Origin of the sequence: Mesorhizobium sp. LSJC269B00, assembly GCF_000502815.1 — a bacterium.
In the GTDB taxonomy this organism is placed as follows: Bacteria; Pseudomonadota; Alphaproteobacteria; order Rhizobiales; family Rhizobiaceae; genus Mesorhizobium.
This window is the reverse complement of record NZ_AYVN01000005.1, coordinates 23,094-43,259: the sequence shown is the minus strand read 5'-3', so window position 1 is coordinate 43,259 and position 20,166 is coordinate 23,094. Positions and strand designations below refer to the sequence as shown.

Below are 20,166 nucleotides of genomic sequence, written 5' to 3'. Positions count from 1 at the left end.
AACCAGACAACGATATAAAGAAATCTTTATATCAGGCGGAGAGACTTCATGACCCGGACCATCGTCGCCTCGGCGACACGAGAGATCATCATCGGCTTCGACCAGCCTTTCTGCGTCATCGGCGAGCGCATCAACCCGACCGGCCGCAAGAAGCTGGCCGCCGAGATGATCGCCGGCAATTTCGAGACCGTCATCAAGGATGCGCTGGAACAGGCCGCCTGCGGCGCCACCATGCTCGACGTCAATGCCGGCGTCACCTCCGTTAATCCGAACGAAACCGAACCCGGCCTGCTCGTGCAGACGCTGGAGATCGTCCAGGGCCTGGTCGACCTGCCGCTGTCGATCGACTCGTCGGTGACCGCCGCCATCGAGGCAGCGCTCAAGGTCGCCAAGGGCCGGCCGCTGGTCAACTCCGTGACCGGCGAAGAGGAAAAGCTCGAAGCCATCCTGCCGCTGGTCAAGAAGTACAACGTTCCAGTCGTCGCCATCTCCAACGACGAGACCGGCATTTCGATGGATCCGGATGTGCGCTTTGCCGTCGCCAAAAAGATCGTGCAGCGCTGCGCCGATTTCGGCATTCCCGCGCATGACGTCGTCGTCGACCCACTGGTGATGCCGATCGGCGCGCTGGGCGATGCCGGCCGCCAGGTCTTCGCGCTGTTGCGCCGCCTGCGCGAAGAGCTCAAGGTCAACACCACCTGCGGCCTGTCCAACATCTCGTTCGGCCTGCCGCACCGCCACGGCATCAACGCCGCCTTCATCCCGATGGTGATCGGCGCCGGCATGACCTCGGCGATCATGAACCCGGTGCGCCCGCAGGAAATGGAAGCCGTGCGCGGCGCCAATGTGCTCAACGGCACCGACGAGAACTGCACCAACTGGATCAGGACCTACAAGGACTACAAGCCGGCCGAAGGCGGTCAGGCGGTCGCAGCGCCCACCGCGGTTAACGCTCCGGGCGAAGGCGGCGGCAATGGCAATGGCGGTCGCCGTCGCGGCGGCCGTGAAGCCCGCATGGCCAGGGGATAAGCGCGCAATCGTGAACTCGCCTGCAAACATTACTGATCCGCTCGTGCTGTTCATGCCGTCAGGCAAACGCGGGCGGTTTCCCCTCGGCACACCGGTGCTCGATGCCGCGCGTCAGCTCGGCGTCTATGTCGAGAGCGTCTGCGGTGGCCGCGCCACCTGCGGTCGCTGCCAGATCGAAGTGCAGGAAGGCAATTTCGCCAAGCACAAGATCGTCTCGTCTAACGACCACATCTCGCCCAAGGGCGCCAAGGAAGAGCGCTATGAGCGCGTCCGCGGCCTGCCCGAGCGGCGCCGCCTGTCCTGCTCGGCGCAGATTCTCGGCGACCTCGTCATCGACGTGCCGCAGGACACGGTCATCAACGCCCAGACCATCCGCAAGGATGCCGACACGCGCGTCATCGCCCGCGATGCGGCGATCCGCATGTGCTATGTCGAGATCGAAGAGCCCGACATGCACAAGCCGCTGGGCGATCTCGACCGCCTCAAGATCGCCTTGATGAAGGATTGGGGCTTTAAAAACCTCGAATTCGACTTCTACCTGATGCCGCAGATGCAAGGCATACTGCGCAAGGGTAACTGGACCGCGACCGCGGCCATCCACAAGGATGCCGAAAGCGACATCGCCCGCGTCATAGCACTCTGGCCCGGCCTCAAGAACGAGGCCTATGGACTGGCCTGCGACATCGGCTCGACCACCATCGCCATGCATCTGGTGTCGTTGCTGTCGGGCCGCGTCGCCGCTTCGTCGGGCACCTCCAACCCGCAGATCCGCTTCGGCGAGGATCTGATGAGCCGCGTCTCCTATGTGATGATGAACCCGGACGGCCGCGAAGGCATGACGGTCGCCGTGCGCGAGGCGATCTCGGGCCTGGTCGACAAGGTCTGCGCGGAAGGCAATGTCCAGCGCAACGACATCCTGGATTCCGTCTTTGTCGGCAATCCGATCATGCACCATCTGTTCCTCGGCATCGATCCGACCGAACTCGGCGGCGCGCCCTTCGCACTCGCCGTCTCGGGCGCGGTGCGCATCAAAGCCTCCGATATCGGCCTGAAGCTCAACCAGGGCGCCCGCCTCTATATGCTGCCTTGCATTGCCGGCCATGTCGGCGCCGACGCCGCAGCCGTGACGCTGTCGGAAGGCCCGCACCGCCAGGACGAGATGATGCTGATCGTCGACGTCGGCACCAATGCCGAGATCGTGCTTGGCAACCGCAAGCGGGTGGTCGCAGCCTCCTCGCCCACCGGTCCCGCCTTCGAGGGCGCGGAAATCTCCGGCGGCCAGCGCGCTGCCCCCGGCGCCATCGAACGCGTGCGCATCGACCCCGATACGCTGGAGCCGAAATACCGCGTCATCGGCTCTGAACTCTGGTCCGACGATCCCGGCTTCCTCGACAGCGTGCAGGCGACCGGCGTCACCGGCATTTGCGGCTCCGGCATCATCGAGATCGTGGCCGAAATGTACCTCGCCGGCATCATCTCCGAGGATGGAGTGATCGACGGGTCGCTGGCCGAGCGGTCGCCGCGCGTCACGGTCAACGGCCGCACCTTCTCTTATGTCTTGAAGGAAGGCGAACCCAAGATCACCATCACGCAGACCGACGTGCGCGCCATCCAGCTTGCCAAGGCGGCGCTCTATGCCGGCACCAAGCTTCTGATGGAAAAGCAGAACACCGAACACGTCGACCGCATCCATTTCGCCGGCGCCTTCGGCTCGTTCATCGATCCGAAATACGCCATGGTGCTTGGGCTGATCCCGGACTGCGACCTCGACAAGGTATCGGCCGTCGGCAACGCCGCCGGCGCCGGTGCGCGCATGGCGCTGCTCAATCGTGGCTATCGCCGCGAGATCGAGGACACGGTCAGCCACATCGAGAAGATCGAGACCGCACTGGAGCCGAAATTCCAGGAGCATTTCGTCTACGCCATGGCGCTTCCCAACAAGGTCGATCCGTTCCCGAAACTGTCGGCGGCGGTGAAATTGCCGCCACGCAAAACCGTCAGCGAGGATGGCGTCGCCGGCGACGCCGCCCCGCGACGGCGTTCGCGCGAAGGCCATGCCGCCAGGCGCAGCCGGGAATAAGCCGCCTTACGAAGGCCGCCAATTCGCCCAATTTCATTTGTATGCAAATGTTTCCAGATCGCACCGATCTGGAAACCGAAACGCTGTTTTGGCGCAATCCGTCCGATACAGACGTGAAGCATTTAACGGACATCGAATGGCGGACCGGACTATTCCGCCGCCACAACGCTCCAAAGGAGAATAGAGATGTTCGAGACCCTGGGCCGTTTTCGTGCGGCCATGAAGAATGCACAGGCCGTGCGCGCCATGAACAACCTGCCACCCGAAATCCAGAAGGACATCGGCTGGCCCGTGTCGCCGCGCATCGACGCCCAGACCAACCTGTCGCGTCTGATCCTGGGCTCGGGCCGCTGATGACCTTCGCCGACAAGTGCAAATTGCTGACCAAGCGCCGGGGCCGCCGCATGGTCCCGGCTGCGACCGACGTCAAGCTGCGCGCCGCGCTGCTGCCCCGGCGCTGAGCCGCGCTGCGCAAAACAGCGGACCTGGCTGATCAAACAACCGTGTTGGCTTGGGCCAGAATCTTGACATTTCGGCTGGAGGTACGATCTTCGAGACAGTGGGGGAATTCTCTTAGTCGGCTGCGGCCGAGCTTGTGTACGCGAATGCCCAGTTTCAAAAGCCACCTCGTTTCCTTCATCCTCCGGCACAGCCGCAAGAAGGCATTTGCCAGCCCGGAAAACCTGCAGCGCTGGATCGCCTATGCCCGCAAGACCGAGGATCATCATCCCCCGGCATTGCTGCGGGAGCAGCTCGATATCACCGAGCGCAGCGTCGATGGCTTCCCTGTCTATGAAATCGCGCCGAAGGCCGGCGAACGCAGGCGCATCCTCTACATGCATGGCGGCGCCTATGTCTTCCAGATCACATCCTATCATTGGGGGTTGATCGCCGAGGTGGCCGAGCGCTTGGGTTTCGGCATCACCGTGCCGATCTATCCCATCGCGCCGGAGCATGATTTCCACGCCATGTTCGGCATGGTCGGCGACGTCTACCGGCAGATGCTGGATGAGACCGACGCTGAAGACATCGTCTTCATGGGCGATTCCGCGGGCGGCAACATGGCCGTCGTGCTGACCATGATGGCGGCTGAGGAAGGCCTGCCCTTGCCGTCGCGCCACGTGCTGATTTCACCCGGCCTCGACATGTCGCTGTCCAACCCCGAAGTGTTCGAGGCGGAACGCAACGATCCGTGGCTCGGCATTTCCGGCGGGCTGGAAGCGATCCGCATGTACAGTGCCGGCATCGATCGCAGGGACTGGCATATCAGTCCGCTCTATGGCGACCTCTCGGTGCTGCCGCAGACCCTGCTTCTGACCGGCTCGCACGACCTGCTCAGCCCCGACAATCTGATCTTCGCCAAAAAGGCACGCGCTGCCGGCGTCGATATCGACGTCGTCTATGAGGAAGGCATGTTCCACGTCTGGCCGCTGATCGAGATGCCGGAGGCGCGTCGCGCCAGGGACAGCATCGTCGCCTTCCTTGAAGGTGAGCCCACCAAGCGGCGCGCAACTGCGCGGCGCACGGCGCGACCCGCTCTCGCGGCGCGCCCCGCCCAAGCAGCGGAATAGCAGAGCAATTCCAGGAAAAGTGTAAAACGGTTTTCCCGGGAAAGCGTGTAGCGCTTTCCCTTGGGAATTGAGTCAAAACAAGGAGTTAGAGCGGCTCGCCGTTTCCGTGAAACGGTGAACCGCTCTAGAACTTGCCGGTTTCGCGGAAAAGCTCGAACGTCGCACGGATATGGTCGGCGACGGCCTTGACCGGCGCGCTGGCGTCCGGCGACACCACCATCGCCAGATTGTAGGTGCCGATATCGGGCATGCCGTCCTTCGGGCAAAGCTCGACCATGTCGTTGCCCAGGAACGACTTCGGCAACGGTGCAACCGCGAGATCCGACATGATGGCGGCGCGCTGGCCTGCCGTGTGGGCGCTCATATAGGCGATGCGGTAATTGCGGCCTTCACGGCTCAGCGCATCGAGCGCGCCGGCCCGCCAGGCGCAGCCCTCTTCCCACAGCGACACCGGCAAAGGCTCGCGCAGATGCGCGCTGCCGCCCTTGGCGCCGGCCCAGACGATCGGCTCGGTGAGCAGCACCTCGGCGCCGAGTGCGCTGGTCTTGTAGGAATTGGTCAGCAGCGTGATGTCGAGCGCCCGGTCGTCCATGCGGCGGCGCAGATTGCTGCTCTGGTCGATGGTGACGTCGACGGCAATCGACGGATGCGACTGCGCGAAACGCTTCAGCACATGCGGCAACACGCGCTCCCCATAGTCGTCCGGCGAGCCGAGCCGCACCACGCCGACGATCTCGGGGATGATGAACTTCGACACCACCTCGCGGTTGATCGACAACAGCCGGCGGGCATAACCGAGCAGCATCTCGCCATCCGTGGTCAGCGTCACCGAGCGCGCATCCCGCGCGAAAACAGAGCGCCCGAGAATGTCCTCGAGCTTCTTGATCTGCATGGAGACCGCCGACGGCGTGCGGAACACCGCATTGGCCGCCGTGGTGAAACTGCCGGTCTCTGCAATGGCCACGAAGGTGCGCAAAACGTCGAGATCGAGCAGCGGCAGCGGATGATTGAGTGGGGCGTTCATCGGGATCGACCTTCAATTTTTCTGATGTGAAGCATCATTCCATTTCGTTTGATTGAACATCAGATTGGGAGGATAGTCAACTCCATCGAAGGCAGGACGTGCCATGGCTCCAACGCTCCTGACACGGAATTGCACTCGATGCGGAATATCCAGGCGACGGAACGCGTTCATGCGGGACGTGCCACAACCAAAGGAGAATGAAATGTCTATCCTGTCATCCATCGGTCGGCTTGCGACCGAATTGAGCGCGGCCCGCGCCCGCTTCCAAACCGAACGTGCGATCCGCTCGCTGCCGATCGAACTGCAGAAGGATATCGGCTGGCCTGAAGCTGCCGACACCAAGACCGGTGCACGCCACGGCGTCGGATCCTGGGCTGGAGCAAAGTAAACCATTGTGTACCTTGTGCTGAAGGCCTGCCGCGCAGACCAGCCCGGCAGGCCTTCTCTATTGGCCCTGCAGGCTTTCTCCAACTTATTTGCACTCAAATGATTTTCAGAGCCGTGTCGCCGCTGCATGGCGCATATGCGTCACTTGCATGGCGCCTCAATGTCGCCGGTAACACACTGTAAGTAATCGTAAATTTTGGGCACCATGCCCAATAATGTCGCAAACGATGTCGCATTTCCATTCAAGCGCTTCGCATTTGCGATTTAGTTTCTGCTCACGCAGGCCTATATCACCGTCAGCAAACGAGCTGCCCCACTCCATCAAGCGAAGGCGACCCGTCTGAGCAACCGATAGGAGATGATGATGAAGCTTTTTGCCCGCCTCTTTGCCCGCCGCGAAATGAACCTGACGACCGCTCTCGAGCGCCAGCGCCTTGCCAATACCATGCCCGGCCAGACCGGTGCCATGAATGCGGTGCGCCTCGGTTTCGTTGCCTGAGATAACGGCTAGCGCTCAGCGCTTCCCTGCCGCTGCCGATAGTCGATAACAGCGCCGCTTCGGCTTGACCGAAGCGGCGTTTCTCATTTTTGGCACCTATGCCGCCGCCACCATGCCCAATCCGTCGGCAGCCCGTGCCTGTCATCCCGGACGATTGCTCATTTGCGACCCATGTCGCAAATATAGTTTCCGCTTAGCCCCCTAGCCGATTGACAGGAATGGTTTTTCCTGATGTCGCTGTGCTGTTCGCGACATCCTGTTCGCGCCATGGCCGCGTGAGGTTCCCTTGAACGCCGTAAAGCATCCGATCAAGCGATCGTTTGTATTCTTCCTTGTCCCGGACTTCACCATGATCGCCTTTGCGACGGCGCTCGACCCGCTGCGCTCGGCCAACCGCATGCTCGGCTATGAGGCCTATCGCTGGCGCCTCGCCAGCATCGACGGCAAGCCGGTGCGCGCCTCCAACGGCGTCGAATGCGCCGTCAACACCTCGCTCGAGGAAGAGCGCAAGAAAATGGCCGGGCCGGATCGGCCGAACATGGCCATCGTCTGCAGCGGCATGAATGTCGAGCGCTACCAGAATAGGTCGGCCTTCGCCTGGCTGCGCGAGGAATACAACAGAGGCGTCGCCGTCGGCGGCCTGTGCACCGGCGCGCATATCCTTGCCGCCGCCGGCCTGCTCTCCAACAAGCGCTGCGCCATCCATTGGGAAAACCTGCCGGGCTTTTCCGAGGCCTTTCCCAAGGCCAACGTCTTTGCCGACCTCTTCGAGATCGACCAGAACATCTACACCTGCGCCGGCGGCACCGCCGCCCTCGACATGATGCTCAAGCTGATCGGCGACGATTTCGACGACAATCTGGTCAACCGCGTGTGCGAGCAGGTGCTGACCGACCGCGTGCGCAGCCCCACCGACCGCCAGCGCCTGCCGCTGCGCGCCCGCCTCGGCGTGCAGAATTCCAAGGTGCTGACCATCATCGAACTGATGGAAGGCAATCTCTCCGAACCGCTGTCGCTGATCGAGATCGCCGACCATGTCGACCTGTCGCGCCGCCAGATCGAGCGCCTGTTCCGCACCGAGATGGGCAGATCCCCTGCCCGCTACTACTTGGAAATCCGCCTCGACCGCGCCCGGCACCTGCTGATCCAGTCCTCGATGCCGGTGGTCGAGGTAGCGGTCGCCTGCGGCTTCGTCTCGGCGTCGCATTTCTCCAAATGCTACCGCGAGCTCTATGCCCGCTCGCCGCAGCAGGAGCGCGTCGACCGCAAGCAATTGCTGGCGGCCTGATCCGAAAACGCACTCAGGCTTCGGCGGGCTGCGCCTGTACTGTGCGCATCGCCTCGACGCGGATATCCTCGGTCAGCCGCGCCTTCAGGCCTGAGAATTCCGGGCTGGTCTTCAGCGTGTAGTGGCGTGGATGCGGCAGGTCGATGGCGACATCCGACTTGATGCGGCCTGGCCGCGCGCTCATCACGATCACCCGCGAAGCGATGAAGATCGCCTCCTCGATGTCGTGGGTGACGAACAGCACTGTCTTCTTGCGCCGCTCCCAGATGCCGAGCAGCAGTTCCTGCATCAGTCCGCGCGTCTGGTTGTCGAGCGCACCGAACGGCTCGTCCAGCAACAGGATTTCGGGATCGTTGGCCAGCGCCCGGGCGATCGCCGTGCGCTGCTGCATGCCGCCGGACAGCTGCTTTGGCCAATGGTTCTCGAAGCCCTTCAGCCCGACGAGGTCGACATAGGAAGCGACGATCCCGTCTCGCTCCTTTTCGGCCATGCTGCGTTCGCGCAGGCCGAAGGCGATATTCTGCGCCACCGTCAGCCACGGAAACAGCGTGTAGGACTGGAACACCATGCCGCGATCCGGTCCCGGCCGCGTCACCGCCTTGCCGTCAAGCAGCACACGGCCTTCGCTCGGCGCTTCCAGGCCGGCAACGATCCTGAGCAGCGTCGACTTCCCGCAGCCGGACGGCCCCAGAATGGTGATGAAGTCGTTGGCCGCGACCGCAAGGTCGACCGGCATCAGCGCCTTGACCGGCTGCCCGCCGCGCACGCCGGCGAAGGTTCGCGAGACGCCTTCGATAAGCAACTTGCTCATGCCAGGCTCCAGGGAAAGAGCCAGCGATTGAACGCCTTGAAGGCGAAGTCGGACAACAGTCCGATCAGCCCGATGACGATGATGCCGAAGATGATCTGCCCTGTCGCCAGCCGCGACTGGCTGTTGATGATCATGTAGCCGATGCCTGAGGACGAACCGATCAGCTCGGCGACGATGACATAGGTCCAGGCCCAGCCGAGCACCAGCCGCAGCGTCTCGGCAATCTCGGGCGCATTGGCCGGCATGATGACCCGTTTGACGATACCGCTGTTGGTCGAGCCCAGCGTATAGGCCGCCTCGACCAGGTCGCGCCGCGTCGAGCCCACCTTGACCGCGACGATCAGGATGATCTGGAACACCGAGCCGACGAAGATGACCAGCAGCTTTTCCAGCTCGCCAATGCCGGCCCACAGGATGAGCAGCGGAATGAAGGCCGAAGCCGGGAGGTAGCGGGCGAAGGAGACGAACGGCTCCAGAAACGCCTCTATTGGTTTCCAGGCGCCCATGGCGATGCCGATCGGCACGGCGACGATCGACGCCAGCAGGAACCCGCCGAAGACCCGCCAGATGGTGATCAATATGTCGAGCCAGAAGCGGTCCTCGACCAGCAGCCGCCAACCATCCCGCAGCATCGACAGCGGGTCGGCGAGGAAGATGCGGTTGACGTGGCCGCCAAGCGTGATCCACGCCCAGAAGGCGACGAACAGCACGAAGAAGGAAATGCCAAGCACGGTTCGAATGCCCGGCGACACCGGATGCAAGGGGCGCATCTTCAGATCGTCCGCATCGTCAAATCATCACTTGTCCAGGAGAGAGCGACGGCCCTAGGCGCCGCCGCACAATGGTCAAAGGCGAGGCCTGTCAGTTCGCCACCGCGCTGGTGTCGGCCAGCGTGGCAACGTCTGGCGCTTCCTTGATCAACCCCATCTGCAGCAGAAGCTCGCCGGCGGTCTTGGAAAAGTCCTGGAATTCCTTGGTGAAGAACTGCTTGTTCTCCGCCTTGTCGGCCCATTTCAGGTATTTCGCCGAATCCTCGAATTCTTTCGCAGACTGCTTCACGTCGGCGCCCATGATCTCGTAGGATCTCTGCGGATCGCTCTTGATCAGGTCGAGCGCTTCGAAATAGCTGTCGGCCAGCGCCTTGGCGGCGTCGGGATTGGCGGTGAGGAATTCAGGCGTGCAGCCGACCGTGTCGAGCACCATCGGGTAGTCGAGCGTGGTCGCCAATATGTGGCCCTGATCGGACTTGTCGCGCACCGCCGAGATGAACGGCTCATAGGTGACCGCCGCATCGTTCTGGCCGGCGAGGAAGGCTTGCGCCGCCGCATCCGGTTCCAGGTTGACGACGGTCACATCCTTGGTCGACAGGCCGTTCTTGTTCAGCACCCAGGCCAGCATGAAATAGGGCGACGTGCCCGGCGCCGAGGACGCGACATTCTTGCCCTTGAGGTCGGCGACGGTCTTGATGTCGTTGCGCACGACAATGCCGTCGGCGCCATAGGATTTGTCGAGCTGGAAGATCTGCTTGGTGGTCACCCCTGAGGCGTTCCACACCAGCCAGGTCTCGACCGTGGTGGCGGCGCATTGCAGATCGCCGCTGGCGATGGCGAGCGGCCGGCTGGCCTGCGGCACCTTCTTCAGGGTCACGTCGAGGCCATGCTTCTCGAAGATGCCGGCCTGCTTGGCGAGCGTCAGCGGCGCAAAGCCGGTCCATCCGCTGATGCCGATGGTGACCGATGTGGCAGCCTCGGCCGGCACGGATATTGCAGCCGCAAGCGCCAATACCGCGGCAGCGACGATGGTCTTGTTCATGTCGGTTCCCCTTGTTTTTTCGGATGCCGATTGTGTCACAGACGCCCATGGGCTTGTCAATGAAACCGGCCCTTCACGGCAGCGTGATGATGCGAACGCTAACGCGCATCGAACATCCAGCTGCGGTCGCGCCACATCTTTTCGCCGACCTGGCAGTCGGTCGGCCGGTCCTGCGCCAGCACCACCGGCGGATGCTCGGCCTCCTCGCGCGCCCGTTGCGGCGAAGCGGCGCCGGCCAGCTCCAGCACCAGCTTGCGGCGGATGGCTTCGGGAAACTGCGTCCAGTCATTGACCGGGATCATGAAGGATCCGGGACCGCCGATGACGCAGTCGCTGTAGTAGCGGTCGAGATTGTTGACGTCATAGGCGCCGCCAAACCCGCCGCGCGTCATCAGCGGCAGGCCGTTGATGATGATGCCTTGCTTGACCACCGCGTCGCGGGTGATGTCGACGGGCGCGCCCTGGTTGTTGGGCCCGTCGCCGGAAATATCGATGACGCGCTTTGTCCCCTGAAAACCGCTTTCGGCGAACAGATCGCTGCCGAATTCCAGCGCGCCGGAAATCGAGGTGCGCCGGGCGCTGGCCGGCGGATGGGCGGAAAGCTGCGCGGCCACCCGCTCGGCATCGGCCCGGCTGGCGATCACCGTCCACGGCACGACGACCTGCTGCGTGGTCGCACCCGCCCATTCGACATAGGTGACGGCGACCTTGCCGTAGGCGCCATCGGCGATGGCCTGCAGAACATTGTCGTGCGTCAGCGCAGCAGCATAGCCGCGACGCTGGATTTCGAGTTCGCCCGGCGACATCGACAGCGACACGTCGACGGCCAGCACCAGCTCGACGTCGACCGGCTCGGCGGCTTGAACCGGCGGCACCAGCCAGAGCCCCAGCGCCAGCGCGGCGCTGCCTGAAAGGAAATGTCGTGCGCAAGAAAAAGCAGACATACCCGAAGGTAAGCGAAAACCGGCTGCTGACAAAGCAAAAAGCCGGGACTGAGGGCTTCTACATCTAACCCCGAAACGGCGGCGCGGTTCGGCCTCATTTGTTGATGGGTCGCCCACCTTTGCCGCGCCATTCCACGTCGTCGGCTCCGGCCTTCGCCGCTTCCGGGTTTGGACGGGACTTCTTTCTGCCGATGCCACGAAGCGCCCTCCAGTTCGGCTTGAATGATGGCGGCAGCCACAACAGGATGCCTGCTATCGCGGCGGGCAGGATCACGGCGAAACGCAATACCGACAGCACGACACCGCAGAACCCGACGATACGCGCCGCCCGCCCCTCGCCGAAGCGCCGCGCAAGCCATTCAACATGGCGCCGATCCATAGCGTCCACGCAAGATAAGTCATCGGCATTGGAGGCGGCGCACTGAACAAGCTGTCCGATTCGACAGGCGCCAAAGGTTTGGCGATCAGATAATAGGAAGCAGCGAAAAACGCCGCCAACAGGATGTTGGTCAGGGGTCCGGCAAACGCAATCCACGCCCAACCATAGGACGACGTGGCGCCGCGCTTGAAGTAGGCAACCCCGCCAAACAGATAAAGCTCAATCCTGTTGGTGCCGATCCCTTGCCGGTGGGCAACCCATGTGTGCGCCAGTTCGTGCAGGAACACCGATACGAAAAACAGTGCGGCAAAGATCGATGTGTGGATCAGCGCGGTTTTGGGACGCGTCGACCACTCGTGCAGAAAGGGCAGGACAACCGGGATGGCAAAGGTCCAGCTGACGAGAACGGGGATGTTCCCATTCACGCTGAACACCAGCGCATCGCTCTTCCTGTCCCAGCCAAATCGCCGCAAGTGCTTCACTCCGCCCGAAGCGACGGTAGGCGAGAATTGCCAGCTTACAAAGAGAAAAGCCCGGCAAGGAGCCGGGCTTTCATCTGTTCGTTTTGCGTCACACCAATATGAGCGGTGCTGCCGAGAAATCGACGGCGCTCAACTCCGCGGTTTCAAATTCTCCGGATCGTAGAGCGGCTTGTAGCCGACGGCAGCCACCTCGACCGGGTAGGTCTCGCCGAAATATTCGATGGCAAACTTGCGGCCCTCCTGGGCGTGGGCCCAGGGCAGATAGGCGAGGCCGATGTTCTTGCCGATGGTCGGGCCATAGGCCATCGACGTGGTGAAGGAGCGGCGGCCGAGTTCGTCGACAAGGGTTTCGCCGGTCTTCGGATCCATCACCGGCATGGTGCCGACGGGATAGCGGGCAACACCCTTCGAATCGACGTTTTCCGTCATCACCAGCGTGCACAGGATCGCCGGCTGGTGTTCGCGGGCGCGGTATTCGACATGTTTGGCCTTGCCGCAGAAATCGTTCTCCTTGACCTTCGGTCGGGCAAGGTCGGCCTCAAGCAGATTGTACTCGGTCAGAAGGTCGGCGTTCTGCAGGCGCAGGCTCTTTTCCATGCGCCGCGTGTTGGCATAGGTCTCGACGCCGAACGGCATGACGCCGGTCGAGCGCAGCGCGTCCCAAACGGCCAGGCCGTCCTCGTAGCGCATATGCAGTTCCCAGCCCTGCTCGCCGACATAAGAGATGCGGAAGGCGGTGACGTCCTTGCCGCCGATCCTGACCGGCTTGATCGCCGCGAAGGGGAAGTTCTCGAGCGAGAGACCATCCGGATTTTCGACCACTTTCTGCAGCGTCGCCCGCGCGTTCGGTCCCCAGATGCCGATGGTGACGTATTTTTCCGTCACGTCGGTGATGGTGACGTCAAAGCCTTTGTCCTGCGCGGTGCGCTGCATGTAGCGGAAGTCGCGCGGACCGGCGTCGGCGCCGTCGATCAGACGGCAGCGGTCGGCCATGCGGATGACGGTGAAGTCGGCGCGCACCATGCCTTCCTCGTCGAGGAAGTGGGTGTAGATACCCTTGCCGATGTTGTTGTCGCCACCAATCTTGGCCGCGCACAGCCACTCCAGCAGCGCGACATGATCCGGCCCTTCGATGTCGTACATCGAGAAATGCGAGAGGTTGACGATGCCGCAATCCTCGCTCATCGCCAGGTGCTCGGCATTGGACACCCGCCAGAAATGGCGATTGTCCCACTCGTTCTCACGTATGGGAACCCGGTTGCCATACTTCTCCAGCAGATGCTCGTTGGCGGCATAGCCATGCGCGCGCTCCCAACCGCCCAGCTCCATGAAGTAACCGCCAAGCTCCTTCTCGCGCTCCCAGAACGGCGAGCGGCGGATGTTGCGGCCTTTGGAGAACGGCTCGCGCGGATGCACCGCTGGATTGTAGACCTTCATCGCCGTCTCGGTGCAGCGATCCCAGATGAACTGCTCTTTCGTCTGGTGCGGATAGAAGCGCGCATAGTCGATGGCGTGATGGTCGATTTCCGTGCGGCCGTCCGTCATCCAGTCGGCGATCAGCTTGCCCATGCCGGGGCCGTCCTTGACCCAGATGGCGACGGCGTACCAGAGGCCCCTCACCTTCTGGCTCTCGCCCATGGACGGGCCGCCATCGGCGGTCACCTGCAACAGGCCGTTGAAGGAATGGCTTTCATTGTAGCCGAGTTCGCCCAGGATCGGCGTCAGTTCCATGGCGCGCTCAAGCGGCGCCAGGATCTGCTCCATGTCGAGATCGCGCTGCGACGGCGACAGCCGCGCCTGATCCTTTTCCAGCAAATCGCGCGGATGGCAAAGACGCGGATTGGTCTCTTCGTAGTAACCCCATTCGATCTGGCCGCCCTCGGCAGTCTTGGGATCGCCGGTGTCGCGCATATAGGCCGAATTGCCTTGGTCGCGCAGCAGCGGCCAGCCGATCTCCTTGCCGGTGCCGGCGAACTCGTTGTAAGGCCCGAAGAAGGTCAGCGGATGGTCGATCGGCATGACCGGCAGGTCTTCGCCGACCATTTCGGCGATCAGCCGGCCCCAGATGCCGGCGCAGACGATGACATAGTCGGCCATGATCGTGCCGCGGTCGGTGACGACGCCCTTGATGCGGCCTTCCTCGACAATGAGGGATTTGGCCGGCGTGTTGGCGAACGACTTCAACTTGCCGGACGCTTCCGCCTGGTCGACCAGCTTGCCGGCGACGGTCTGCGAGCGCGGGATGACCAGGCCGGCATCGGGATCCCAAAGGCCACCCTGCACCATGGACTCTTCGATCAGCGGGAATTTTTCCTTGATCTCGGCCGGTTCGATCAGCCGGGCGCGGGTGCCGAAGGATTTGGCCGAGGCGATCTTGCGCTTGATCTCGTCCATGCGGCTGTCGTCGCCGACGCGCGCCACCTCGAGGCCGCCGATGCGGGCATAATGGCCCATCTTTTCGTAGAAATCGATCGAGTAGAGCGTCGTCCAGCACGACAGGAAATCATGGCTGGTGGTGTAGCAGAAGTCCGAGGCATGCGCCGTCGAGCCGATGTCGGTCGGGATGCCCGATTTGTCGATGCCGACAATGTCGGTCCAGCCGCGTTCGATCAGATGATGGGCGATCGACGCGCCGACAATGCCACCCAGGCCGACGATGACGACCTTCGCCTGTTTCGGAAACTCTGCCATTGCCGCGACTCCAAGGGGATAAAGCGGGCGTGTCCGCGCCCGTTCGAATGGCGCACAATATGCAGAGGACGTGGATGGAGCTACCGCCTGTTTGCGACACGTCGCGGATGCGACGCGACCCGGCGCGCCGGCGTGCCGCCAGTGGCGATCTATCTCAGGCGAAGGCCCAGATGTCCTCGGCCTGGAAGCCGACCTGGTAGCCTGATGTCTTGAGCTTGACCACTACCTCGCCGATTTCGGCCGCCGGCAGCGCGCCGACCTCGACCTTGATCATGCCCGGACGATAGCGCTTGAGATCGAGCTGTTCGAAGACGATCCAGTCGGCGCCCTCGCAATCGACCAGGAAGGCGTCGATATGCGTGATGCCGTTGCGGTCGAGCAGCGTCTGCAGCGTTTCCGACGGCACCTCGATATCCCTCACGTGCGGCGCGAACTTGTTGAAATTGGCGTCGTCCTCGCCCCAGGCATTCTTGCCCGACATCAGATTGGTGTCGGTGACCGACGAGCAGCCGATGAACTCGATCGGCAGCGTGCCGGCCTCGAGTGCCGCGGCATCGAAAGTGTGGACGGTGATCGTGCCCTTGGTCTTCGTCACCGCGACCGGTTCGATGACGAAGCGTTCCGTGTCGGGATAGTTGGCCCGCAACCGCTTCTGATTGTACGGGATCGGCTCGACCAGCACGGCCCGCGCCCGCGGAATGCGGTGCAGCCACGGCGTGACGTCGTCGAACAGCGCGCCGTCGCAAGCGCCGACATTGACCATCTGGAAGGCTTGCCCACCGCCAAACCGCGCCTTCAGCGCCGCCTTGGCCAGGAATTTCGTGCCACGCAACGCCGGCCCCCGATCGAGCAGGCCGGCGGGCAGGCCGAGCGAAAGGGCGATGCGCGCCAGCCCGGAAATGGAACTCATGGCTTACCTCCAGGTATGGCGATGGGCCGCCTTCCATTCAGGCTTGCCGACGCCCACAGCGCCATGATCGGGCCGACAAGCAAAAGGTAGGGCGGCAGAAGGTTCGGGAAGTAGATGCGGGTGTCGTGGATCGGAAAGACGGTGAATTTCGCCAGCACGCCAAGCACCAGTGCTGCAAGCAGGATGCCGGCGCGACGATCGAGCCGGAAGCCGGCGCGGCCGAGCGCAAACCACGCGGCCAGCGCCAGAACCGAGACCCCGACCCAGCTGTTGATGCTGATGGCGCGAATGAAGGATGCGGCAAACGCCTTGAGATAGGCGCCAACCGAGAACGGCGGCTCGAAGCCATCCATATTGTAGTGCTGCTCGATGCTGGAGAACCACAGATGCGGCCACCAGCCGGGATGTTGGGCCCAGTGCGAAATCGCGAAATAGGCGACGAAGGACGCGGCAAAGCCGGCCAGCGCGCCCCACGCCCGCTGCCGGAAGACCAGCAGCAGCACGGCGAAAATGGCCAGGAACACGATGTTGTCCGGCCGCGCCATGAAGGCCATGAAAAGCAGGAAAGCGGTCGCTGCCTCGCGGCCGCGCACATAAGCAAACAGCCCGCCGAGGAACAGGGCCGAGCACATCAGATCCGGAGTCGAGGCGCGCGCCGCGTCGCCGAAATCGGCCATGATCAGTACCGCGCCGGCCGCCGGCGCCAGCGCCAGCGCACCTTCGGTTCGCAGCCACAGCAGCGTGATCATCCCGAACAGCAGGACCGAGACCACCTGCAGCACCCGCATCGCCTCGACCGGCGACATCACCGAACTCATCGTCGACAGCATCTCGGCATAGAGGAACTTGATCCGGTACATGCCAAGCAGCGAGTGGAAGTCGGCGGCATTTTGCGCCATATGGCTGCGGAAGCCGCCGCCATCGTCTGTCAGCGCCTTGTAGTCGGCGGCCGAAACGCCGGCCTGGACCGTCCTGTAGGCATAGTCATGCAGCGCCTGCGCATCTGGGTAAGCGCCCTCCTCGGCGATTGCGAGATAAGGCAGCATGTCCCAATTGGCATCGGGCATCGTCCAGGCGGTAAACGCTGTCAGCAGGATATAGAGCGAAAACGCGATCGCGCCGATTGGCGCGGCCCATCGCGCATAAGTCCCCTCGCCCCACGCCAGAGCGGCCGCGGTCAGCCGGTCGAGTGTGTTTTGCGGGGCGGGAGACTTGCTCAGCATTGTCGGACTCGGGACTTCGCTCAACGGACTTCTTTAACGGACTTGGCTTTTGACGAAATCCTTCACGATCCCCACGATGCCGCGCGACAGCAGGCTATCGAAGGCATCGACGAAATGGTCGACATGCTCGCGCTGGCAGATCAGCGGCGGCTCGAGACGGATGACGTTGCGGTTGTATTCGGTGAAGGCGACGAGCACGTCATAGTCGCGCAGCAACAGCGCGCCGACGAAGCCCGACAGCGAGCCCTTCAGCTTGTCGTCGAGGACGCTGACGATCGGACGCAGCACCATCGGTAAGGTCTGCGAGAAGTCGTGGAACTCGAGCCCGACCATAAAGCCTTTGCCGCGCACATCCTTGATGATCTTCGGGTACTTCTCCTTCAGCGCCTGCAGGCGCTGAAGCAGATAGTCGCCGGTAGTGGCGGCGTTGTCGATCAGCCCCTCATCATAGAGCACGTTGATGCCCTCGATCGCGGTGACGCAGGCCTCGCCCATGCCGCCAAAGGTGGCCATGGCATGGATCATCGCCGTCTTCGGCGTGCCATAGGCCTTCATATAGACCTCGCGCCGGGCGATCATCGCGCCGACCGCCGCCTTGCCGGCGCCGAGCGATTTCGCCAGCGCCGTCACATCGGGCACGACGCCATAATGCTCGAAGGCATAGAAGCGTCCCGAACGGCCATAGCCGCACTGCACTTCGTCCGCCACCCACAGCACGCCATACTGGTCGCACAGCGCTCGCAGCTTCTGCCAATATTGCGCCTCTGCCTGGATGATGCCGCCGCCGCCCTGGATTGTCTCAAGCACGATGACGCCGACCTCCGGGTCGGAGCGGAACAGCCGCTCGACCGCTTCGATATCGGCGAACGGAATGCGAACGGTGTTCTCAGCCATCTTGAAGTCCGCGCGGTAGAGCTGGCCATCGGTAATGCCGAGCACGCCCTTGGTCTTGCCGTGGAAGGAATTCTCGGCATAGACGATTTTTGGCCTCTTAGGCCCGGCGGCGCGCTCGGCGAGCTTCACCGCCGCTTCCATCGCTTCCGAACCCGACGAGCCCAGAAACACCATGTCGAGATCGCCGGGCGAGCATTTGGCGATGTTGTGCGCAAGGGCCGATGCATATTGCGACATGAAGGCGATGGCGATTTCCTGGCGCTTCTCCTCCTGGAATTTGCGCCGGGCCTCCAGGATGCGCGGATGGTTGTGGCCGAAGGCCAGCGAACCGAAGCCGCCGAAGAAGTCGAGAATCTTGCGGCCGTTCTGGTCGATGTAGAACATGCCTTCGGCACGCTCGATCTTGATCTTGTGGAAGCCGAGCAGCTTCATGAAATGCAGCTGGCCCGGATTGAGATGCGCCTTGAACAGGTCGGTCATGCGCGCGACATCCATCGCCTTCGCCTGCTCGACGCTGATCAGGTCGGGCTTGGCGATGGCGGTAGGCGACAACGCCGGCGCGCCGACCATGGTGCGCGCGTTCGTCTGCTCAGGCTTGGCCATGACGGTCATTTCGGAGTTCTCCTGGTCGTCCCACTTATTCGGCGGGGACATGATTGGCGGTGACGGCAAGCCCGTCTTTCTTGGCGCGGTATTCGCTGTAGGCGGCGATCAGCATGTCCTCGTCGCGATATTGCGGCACCCAGCCGAGCTGGCGCTCGGCCTTGGATACGTCGAGCACGCACTCCTCATCGGCGATCAGATATTGTTCGGGATCCATGATCGGCATGTTCATGAGATCGAGCAGGTCGAGGGTGCGCTTGACCGCCCAGCCCGGCGTCGGGATCAGCAGCGATTTCGAGCCGGCATGCTTGATCAGGTCGCCCAGCAATTTCTTCACCGGCGGCGGATTGAGGGAGCCCAGATTATAGGCCTGGTTGGGCACGCCTGCCTTCCAGGCCGCGCGGGCAGCTTCCGCGCAATCGAACACCGAGATGAACTGATAGGGGTTCTTGCCCGAGCCGATCATCGGCACAGGAAAATTCCAGTCGATCAGTTTGAACAGCTTTTCCAGGATCCCGAGCCGGCCGGGACCGATGATCAGACGCGGGCGAAACAGCGAGATCGACATGCCGCGCTTGCGCCATTGAGCGGCGAGCTCCTCGGTCTTCTGCTTCGACCAGCCATATTCGCCGAGCGGTGCGACCGGGTGCTCCTCGGTCATCGGCTGGGTGACCGTGTGGCCGTAGATCATGTCGGTGGTGTAGTGGACGAGCTTGGACGCGCCGGCCTTGTCCATCGCCTGCATGATGTGTTCGGTGCCGTGGAAATTCACCGGAAAGAAGAAGTCGTGACGCTTGGCCCGCACCTGGATCGGCGACAGCATTTTGGCCGACAGGTTGTAGACCATGTCGTCGGCCTTCAATCCGATGTTGGCCACCGAGGCCGTATCCGTGACATCGCAGGTGACGAAGCGAACGTTGCGATAGTGCGTCAGGTCGCTCTTGACGATGTCGGCAACGACAACCTCTTCACCATCGGCCACAAGCTTCGGGGCAAGATGACGGCCGACGAAGCCGTCGCCGCCGAAAATAACATGTCTCATCGAACGATCTCGCTGGTCTTGTCGGGGATGATGGAAGCGGTTTGGTCGTCATGCCCGCTCCCGCCCAAGTCTCGACCGCTTTGCGCGATCAGCACGGTGCCGATGCAGATGAAGGCGATGCCGGCAATGCGCCAGGCATTGAGGTCCTCGCGGAAGATGAAATAGGCGAAGATCGCAACCGCGACATAGGCAAGGCTGAGGAACGGATAGGCAAAGCTGAGCTCGACCTTGGACAGCACATACAGATGCGAAGCCATCGAGATGACGAAGGTGCACAGGCCGAGAAACACCCATGGGCTGAAAACGATCTGCAACAGCTTCAAAAGCGGATTGGTGCCTTCGAACGAAATCGGCCCGAGCGACATCATGCCTTGCTTCAGCATCAGCTGCGCGGCGGCATTGGTCATGACCGTGAACAGAATGAAGACGATGTATTTCATATTTTGCACCCGCCACTCGCAACGGTCCTATTACTAACCTGCAAACATTTCGTGAAG

Annotated in this window: 20 protein-coding genes; 7 read left to right on the top strand and 13 right to left on the bottom strand. The window is 62.6% G+C overall.

Annotated features, from left to right (window positions below):
- Window positions 1-48: 48 nt before the first annotated feature.
- The 4 genes from X771_RS151500 (at window position 49) to X771_RS151510 (ending at window position 4,680) form a co-directional block, all read left to right on the top strand.
- Window positions 49-1,029: a methyltetrahydrofolate cobalamin methyltransferase gene (locus X771_RS151500; RefSeq protein ID WP_023688111.1), complete on the top strand. Its 981-nt coding sequence runs from the start codon at window positions 49-51 to the stop codon at window positions 1,027-1,029.
- Entirely contained in the window at window positions 980-3,109 is a 2,130-nt protein-coding gene (locus X771_RS151505) for an ASKHA domain-containing protein (protein ID WP_033001388.1), read from the top strand. The genes X771_RS151500 and X771_RS151505 overlap by 50 nt, the downstream gene beginning before the upstream one ends.
- A gap of 186 nt (window positions 3,110-3,295) precedes the next feature.
- Window positions 3,296-3,463, top strand: coding sequence for a hypothetical protein (locus X771_RS1000000168790; protein ID WP_196813564.1), 168 nt, complete (start codon window positions 3,296-3,298; stop codon window positions 3,461-3,463).
- Between the two features lie 251 nt (window positions 3,464-3,714).
- Window positions 3,715-4,680 carry an alpha/beta hydrolase gene (locus tag X771_RS151510; RefSeq protein WP_023688109.1) on the top strand — a complete coding sequence of 322 codons (966 nt, stop codon included), beginning with the start codon at window positions 3,715-3,717 and terminating at the stop codon, window positions 4,678-4,680.
- 124 nt (window positions 4,681-4,804) lie between these two features.
- Here the strand turns inward: X771_RS151510 and X771_RS151515 are convergent, their stop codons facing one another.
- A complete protein-coding gene (locus tag X771_RS151515; protein WP_023670389.1) occupies window positions 4,805-5,704 on the bottom strand; it encodes a LysR substrate-binding domain-containing protein in 900 nt (299 codons plus the stop codon).
- Between the two features lie 202 nt (window positions 5,705-5,906).
- Here X771_RS151515 and X771_RS151520 point away from each other — a divergent pair, with 202 nt between their 5' ends.
- The 3 genes from X771_RS151520 (at window position 5,907) to X771_RS151525 (ending at window position 7,878) form a co-directional block, all read left to right on the top strand.
- Window positions 5,907-6,092, top strand: a complete 186-nt coding sequence (locus tag X771_RS151520) for a hypothetical protein (protein ID WP_023681786.1) — start codon at window positions 5,907-5,909, stop codon at window positions 6,090-6,092.
- Window positions 6,093-6,455: 363 nt separating this feature from the next.
- Complete coding sequence (locus X771_RS1000000169740; protein ID WP_023681787.1) at window positions 6,456-6,590, top strand: hypothetical protein; 135 nt, start codon at window positions 6,456-6,458, stop codon at window positions 6,588-6,590.
- 349 nt (window positions 6,591-6,939) lie between these two features.
- Window positions 6,940-7,878, top strand: a complete 939-nt coding sequence (locus tag X771_RS151525; protein ID WP_348524244.1) for a GlxA family transcriptional regulator — start codon at window positions 6,940-6,942, stop codon at window positions 7,876-7,878.
- A 13-nt stretch (window positions 7,879-7,891) separates the two neighbouring features.
- Here the strand turns inward: X771_RS151525 and X771_RS151530 are convergent, their stop codons facing one another.
- The 12 genes from X771_RS151530 to X771_RS151585 all read right to left on the bottom strand — a co-directional run bounded on the left by X771_RS151530 (window position 7,892) and on the right by X771_RS151585 (window position 20,109).
- Window positions 7,892-8,689 (bottom strand): ABC transporter ATP-binding protein, encoded by a 798-nt coding sequence (locus X771_RS151530; protein WP_023688108.1) that lies wholly within the window; start codon window positions 8,687-8,689, stop codon window positions 7,892-7,894.
- Window positions 8,686-9,459, bottom strand: a complete 774-nt coding sequence (locus X771_RS151535) for an ABC transporter permease (protein ID WP_023688107.1) — start codon at window positions 9,457-9,459, stop codon at window positions 8,686-8,688. The genes X771_RS151530 and X771_RS151535 overlap by 4 nt, the downstream gene beginning before the upstream one ends.
- Window positions 9,460-9,550: 91 nt before the next feature.
- Window positions 9,551-10,501 carry an ABC transporter substrate-binding protein gene (locus X771_RS151540; protein WP_023688106.1) on the bottom strand — a complete coding sequence of 317 codons (951 nt, stop codon included), beginning with the start codon at window positions 10,499-10,501 and terminating at the stop codon, window positions 9,551-9,553.
- A gap of 98 nt (window positions 10,502-10,599) precedes the next feature.
- A complete protein-coding gene (locus X771_RS151545; protein WP_023688105.1) occupies window positions 10,600-11,445 on the bottom strand; it encodes a DUF1194 domain-containing protein in 846 nt (281 codons plus the stop codon).
- A 94-nt stretch (window positions 11,446-11,539) separates the two neighbouring features.
- Window positions 11,540-11,719, bottom strand: coding sequence for a hypothetical protein (locus X771_RS151550; protein WP_156935991.1), 180 nt, complete (start codon window positions 11,717-11,719; stop codon window positions 11,540-11,542).
- Window positions 11,716-12,297, bottom strand: coding sequence for a M50 family metallopeptidase (locus X771_RS151555; protein WP_023688103.1), 582 nt, complete (start codon window positions 12,295-12,297; stop codon window positions 11,716-11,718). The genes X771_RS151550 and X771_RS151555 overlap by 4 nt, the downstream gene beginning before the upstream one ends.
- A gap of 138 nt (window positions 12,298-12,435) precedes the next feature.
- Window positions 12,436-14,997, bottom strand: a complete 2,562-nt coding sequence (locus X771_RS151560; protein ID WP_023688102.1) for an FAD-dependent oxidoreductase — start codon at window positions 14,995-14,997, stop codon at window positions 12,436-12,438.
- Window positions 14,998-15,151: 154 nt separating this feature from the next.
- Entirely contained in the window at window positions 15,152-15,907 is a 756-nt protein-coding gene (locus tag X771_RS151565) for an FkbM family methyltransferase (protein ID WP_023688101.1), read from the bottom strand.
- Entirely contained in the window at window positions 15,904-17,130 is a 1,227-nt protein-coding gene (locus X771_RS151570) for a DUF2029 domain-containing protein (protein WP_023688100.1), read from the bottom strand. The genes X771_RS151565 and X771_RS151570 overlap by 4 nt, the downstream gene beginning before the upstream one ends.
- A gap of 33 nt (window positions 17,131-17,163) precedes the next feature.
- The gene (locus X771_RS151575; RefSeq protein ID WP_245260644.1) at window positions 17,164-18,594 is read right to left on the bottom strand and encodes an aspartate aminotransferase family protein; all 1,431 of its coding nucleotides are present in this window, start codon (window positions 18,592-18,594) and stop codon (window positions 17,164-17,166) included.
- Between the two features lie 67 nt (window positions 18,595-18,661).
- The gene (locus tag X771_RS151580; RefSeq protein ID WP_023688098.1) at window positions 18,662-19,669 is read right to left on the bottom strand and encodes an NAD(P)-dependent oxidoreductase; all 1,008 of its coding nucleotides are present in this window, start codon (window positions 19,667-19,669) and stop codon (window positions 18,662-18,664) included.
- Window positions 19,666-20,109 (bottom strand): EamA family transporter, encoded by a 444-nt coding sequence (locus tag X771_RS151585; RefSeq protein ID WP_023688097.1) that lies wholly within the window; start codon window positions 20,107-20,109, stop codon window positions 19,666-19,668. The genes X771_RS151580 and X771_RS151585 overlap by 4 nt, the downstream gene beginning before the upstream one ends.
- Window positions 20,110-20,166: the final 57 nt, after the last annotated feature.

Excerpts from the sequence above, each read along its gene's own strand:
- X771_RS151500 (WP_023688111.1), top strand. The coding sequence starts at position 49 with ATGACCCGGACCATCGTCGCCTCGGCGACACGAGAGATCATCATCGGC.
- X771_RS151505 (WP_033001388.1), top strand. The coding sequence starts at position 980 with ATGGCGGTCGCCGTCGCGGCGGCCGTGAAGCCCGCATGGCCAGGGGAT.
- X771_RS1000000168790 (WP_196813564.1), top strand. The coding sequence starts at position 3,296 with ATGTTCGAGACCCTGGGCCGTTTTCGTGCGGCCATGAAGAATGCACAG.
- X771_RS151510 (WP_023688109.1), top strand. The coding sequence starts at position 3,715 with ATGCCCAGTTTCAAAAGCCACCTCGTTTCCTTCATCCTCCGGCACAGC.
- X771_RS151515 (WP_023670389.1), bottom strand. The coding sequence starts at position 5,704 with ATGAACGCCCCACTCAATCATCCGCTGCCGCTGCTCGATCTCGACGTT.
- X771_RS151520 (WP_023681786.1), top strand. The coding sequence starts at position 5,907 with ATGTCTATCCTGTCATCCATCGGTCGGCTTGCGACCGAATTGAGCGCG.
- X771_RS1000000169740 (WP_023681787.1), top strand. The coding sequence starts at position 6,456 with ATGAAGCTTTTTGCCCGCCTCTTTGCCCGCCGCGAAATGAACCTGACG.
- X771_RS151525 (WP_348524244.1), top strand. The coding sequence starts at position 6,940 with ATGATCGCCTTTGCGACGGCGCTCGACCCGCTGCGCTCGGCCAACCGC.
- X771_RS151530 (WP_023688108.1), bottom strand. The coding sequence starts at position 8,689 with ATGAGCAAGTTGCTTATCGAAGGCGTCTCGCGAACCTTCGCCGGCGTG.
- X771_RS151535 (WP_023688107.1), bottom strand. The coding sequence starts at position 9,459 with ATGCGCCCCTTGCATCCGGTGTCGCCGGGCATTCGAACCGTGCTTGGC.
- X771_RS151540 (WP_023688106.1), bottom strand. The coding sequence starts at position 10,501 with ATGAACAAGACCATCGTCGCTGCCGCGGTATTGGCGCTTGCGGCTGCA.
- X771_RS151545 (WP_023688105.1), bottom strand. The coding sequence starts at position 11,445 with ATGTCTGCTTTTTCTTGCGCACGACATTTCCTTTCAGGCAGCGCCGCG.
- X771_RS151560 (WP_023688102.1), bottom strand. The coding sequence starts at position 14,997 with ATGGCAGAGTTTCCGAAACAGGCGAAGGTCGTCATCGTCGGCCTGGGT.
- X771_RS151565 (WP_023688101.1), bottom strand. The coding sequence starts at position 15,907 with ATGAGTTCCATTTCCGGGCTGGCGCGCATCGCCCTTTCGCTCGGCCTG.
- X771_RS151570 (WP_023688100.1), bottom strand. The coding sequence starts at position 17,130 with ATGCTGAGCAAGTCTCCCGCCCCGCAAAACACACTCGACCGGCTGACC.
- X771_RS151575 (WP_245260644.1), bottom strand. The coding sequence starts at position 18,594 with ATGGTCGGCGCGCCGGCGTTGTCGCCTACCGCCATCGCCAAGCCCGAC.
- X771_RS151580 (WP_023688098.1), bottom strand. The coding sequence starts at position 19,669 with ATGAGACATGTTATTTTCGGCGGCGACGGCTTCGTCGGCCGTCATCTT.
- X771_RS151585 (WP_023688097.1), bottom strand. The coding sequence starts at position 20,109 with ATGAAATACATCGTCTTCATTCTGTTCACGGTCATGACCAATGCCGCC.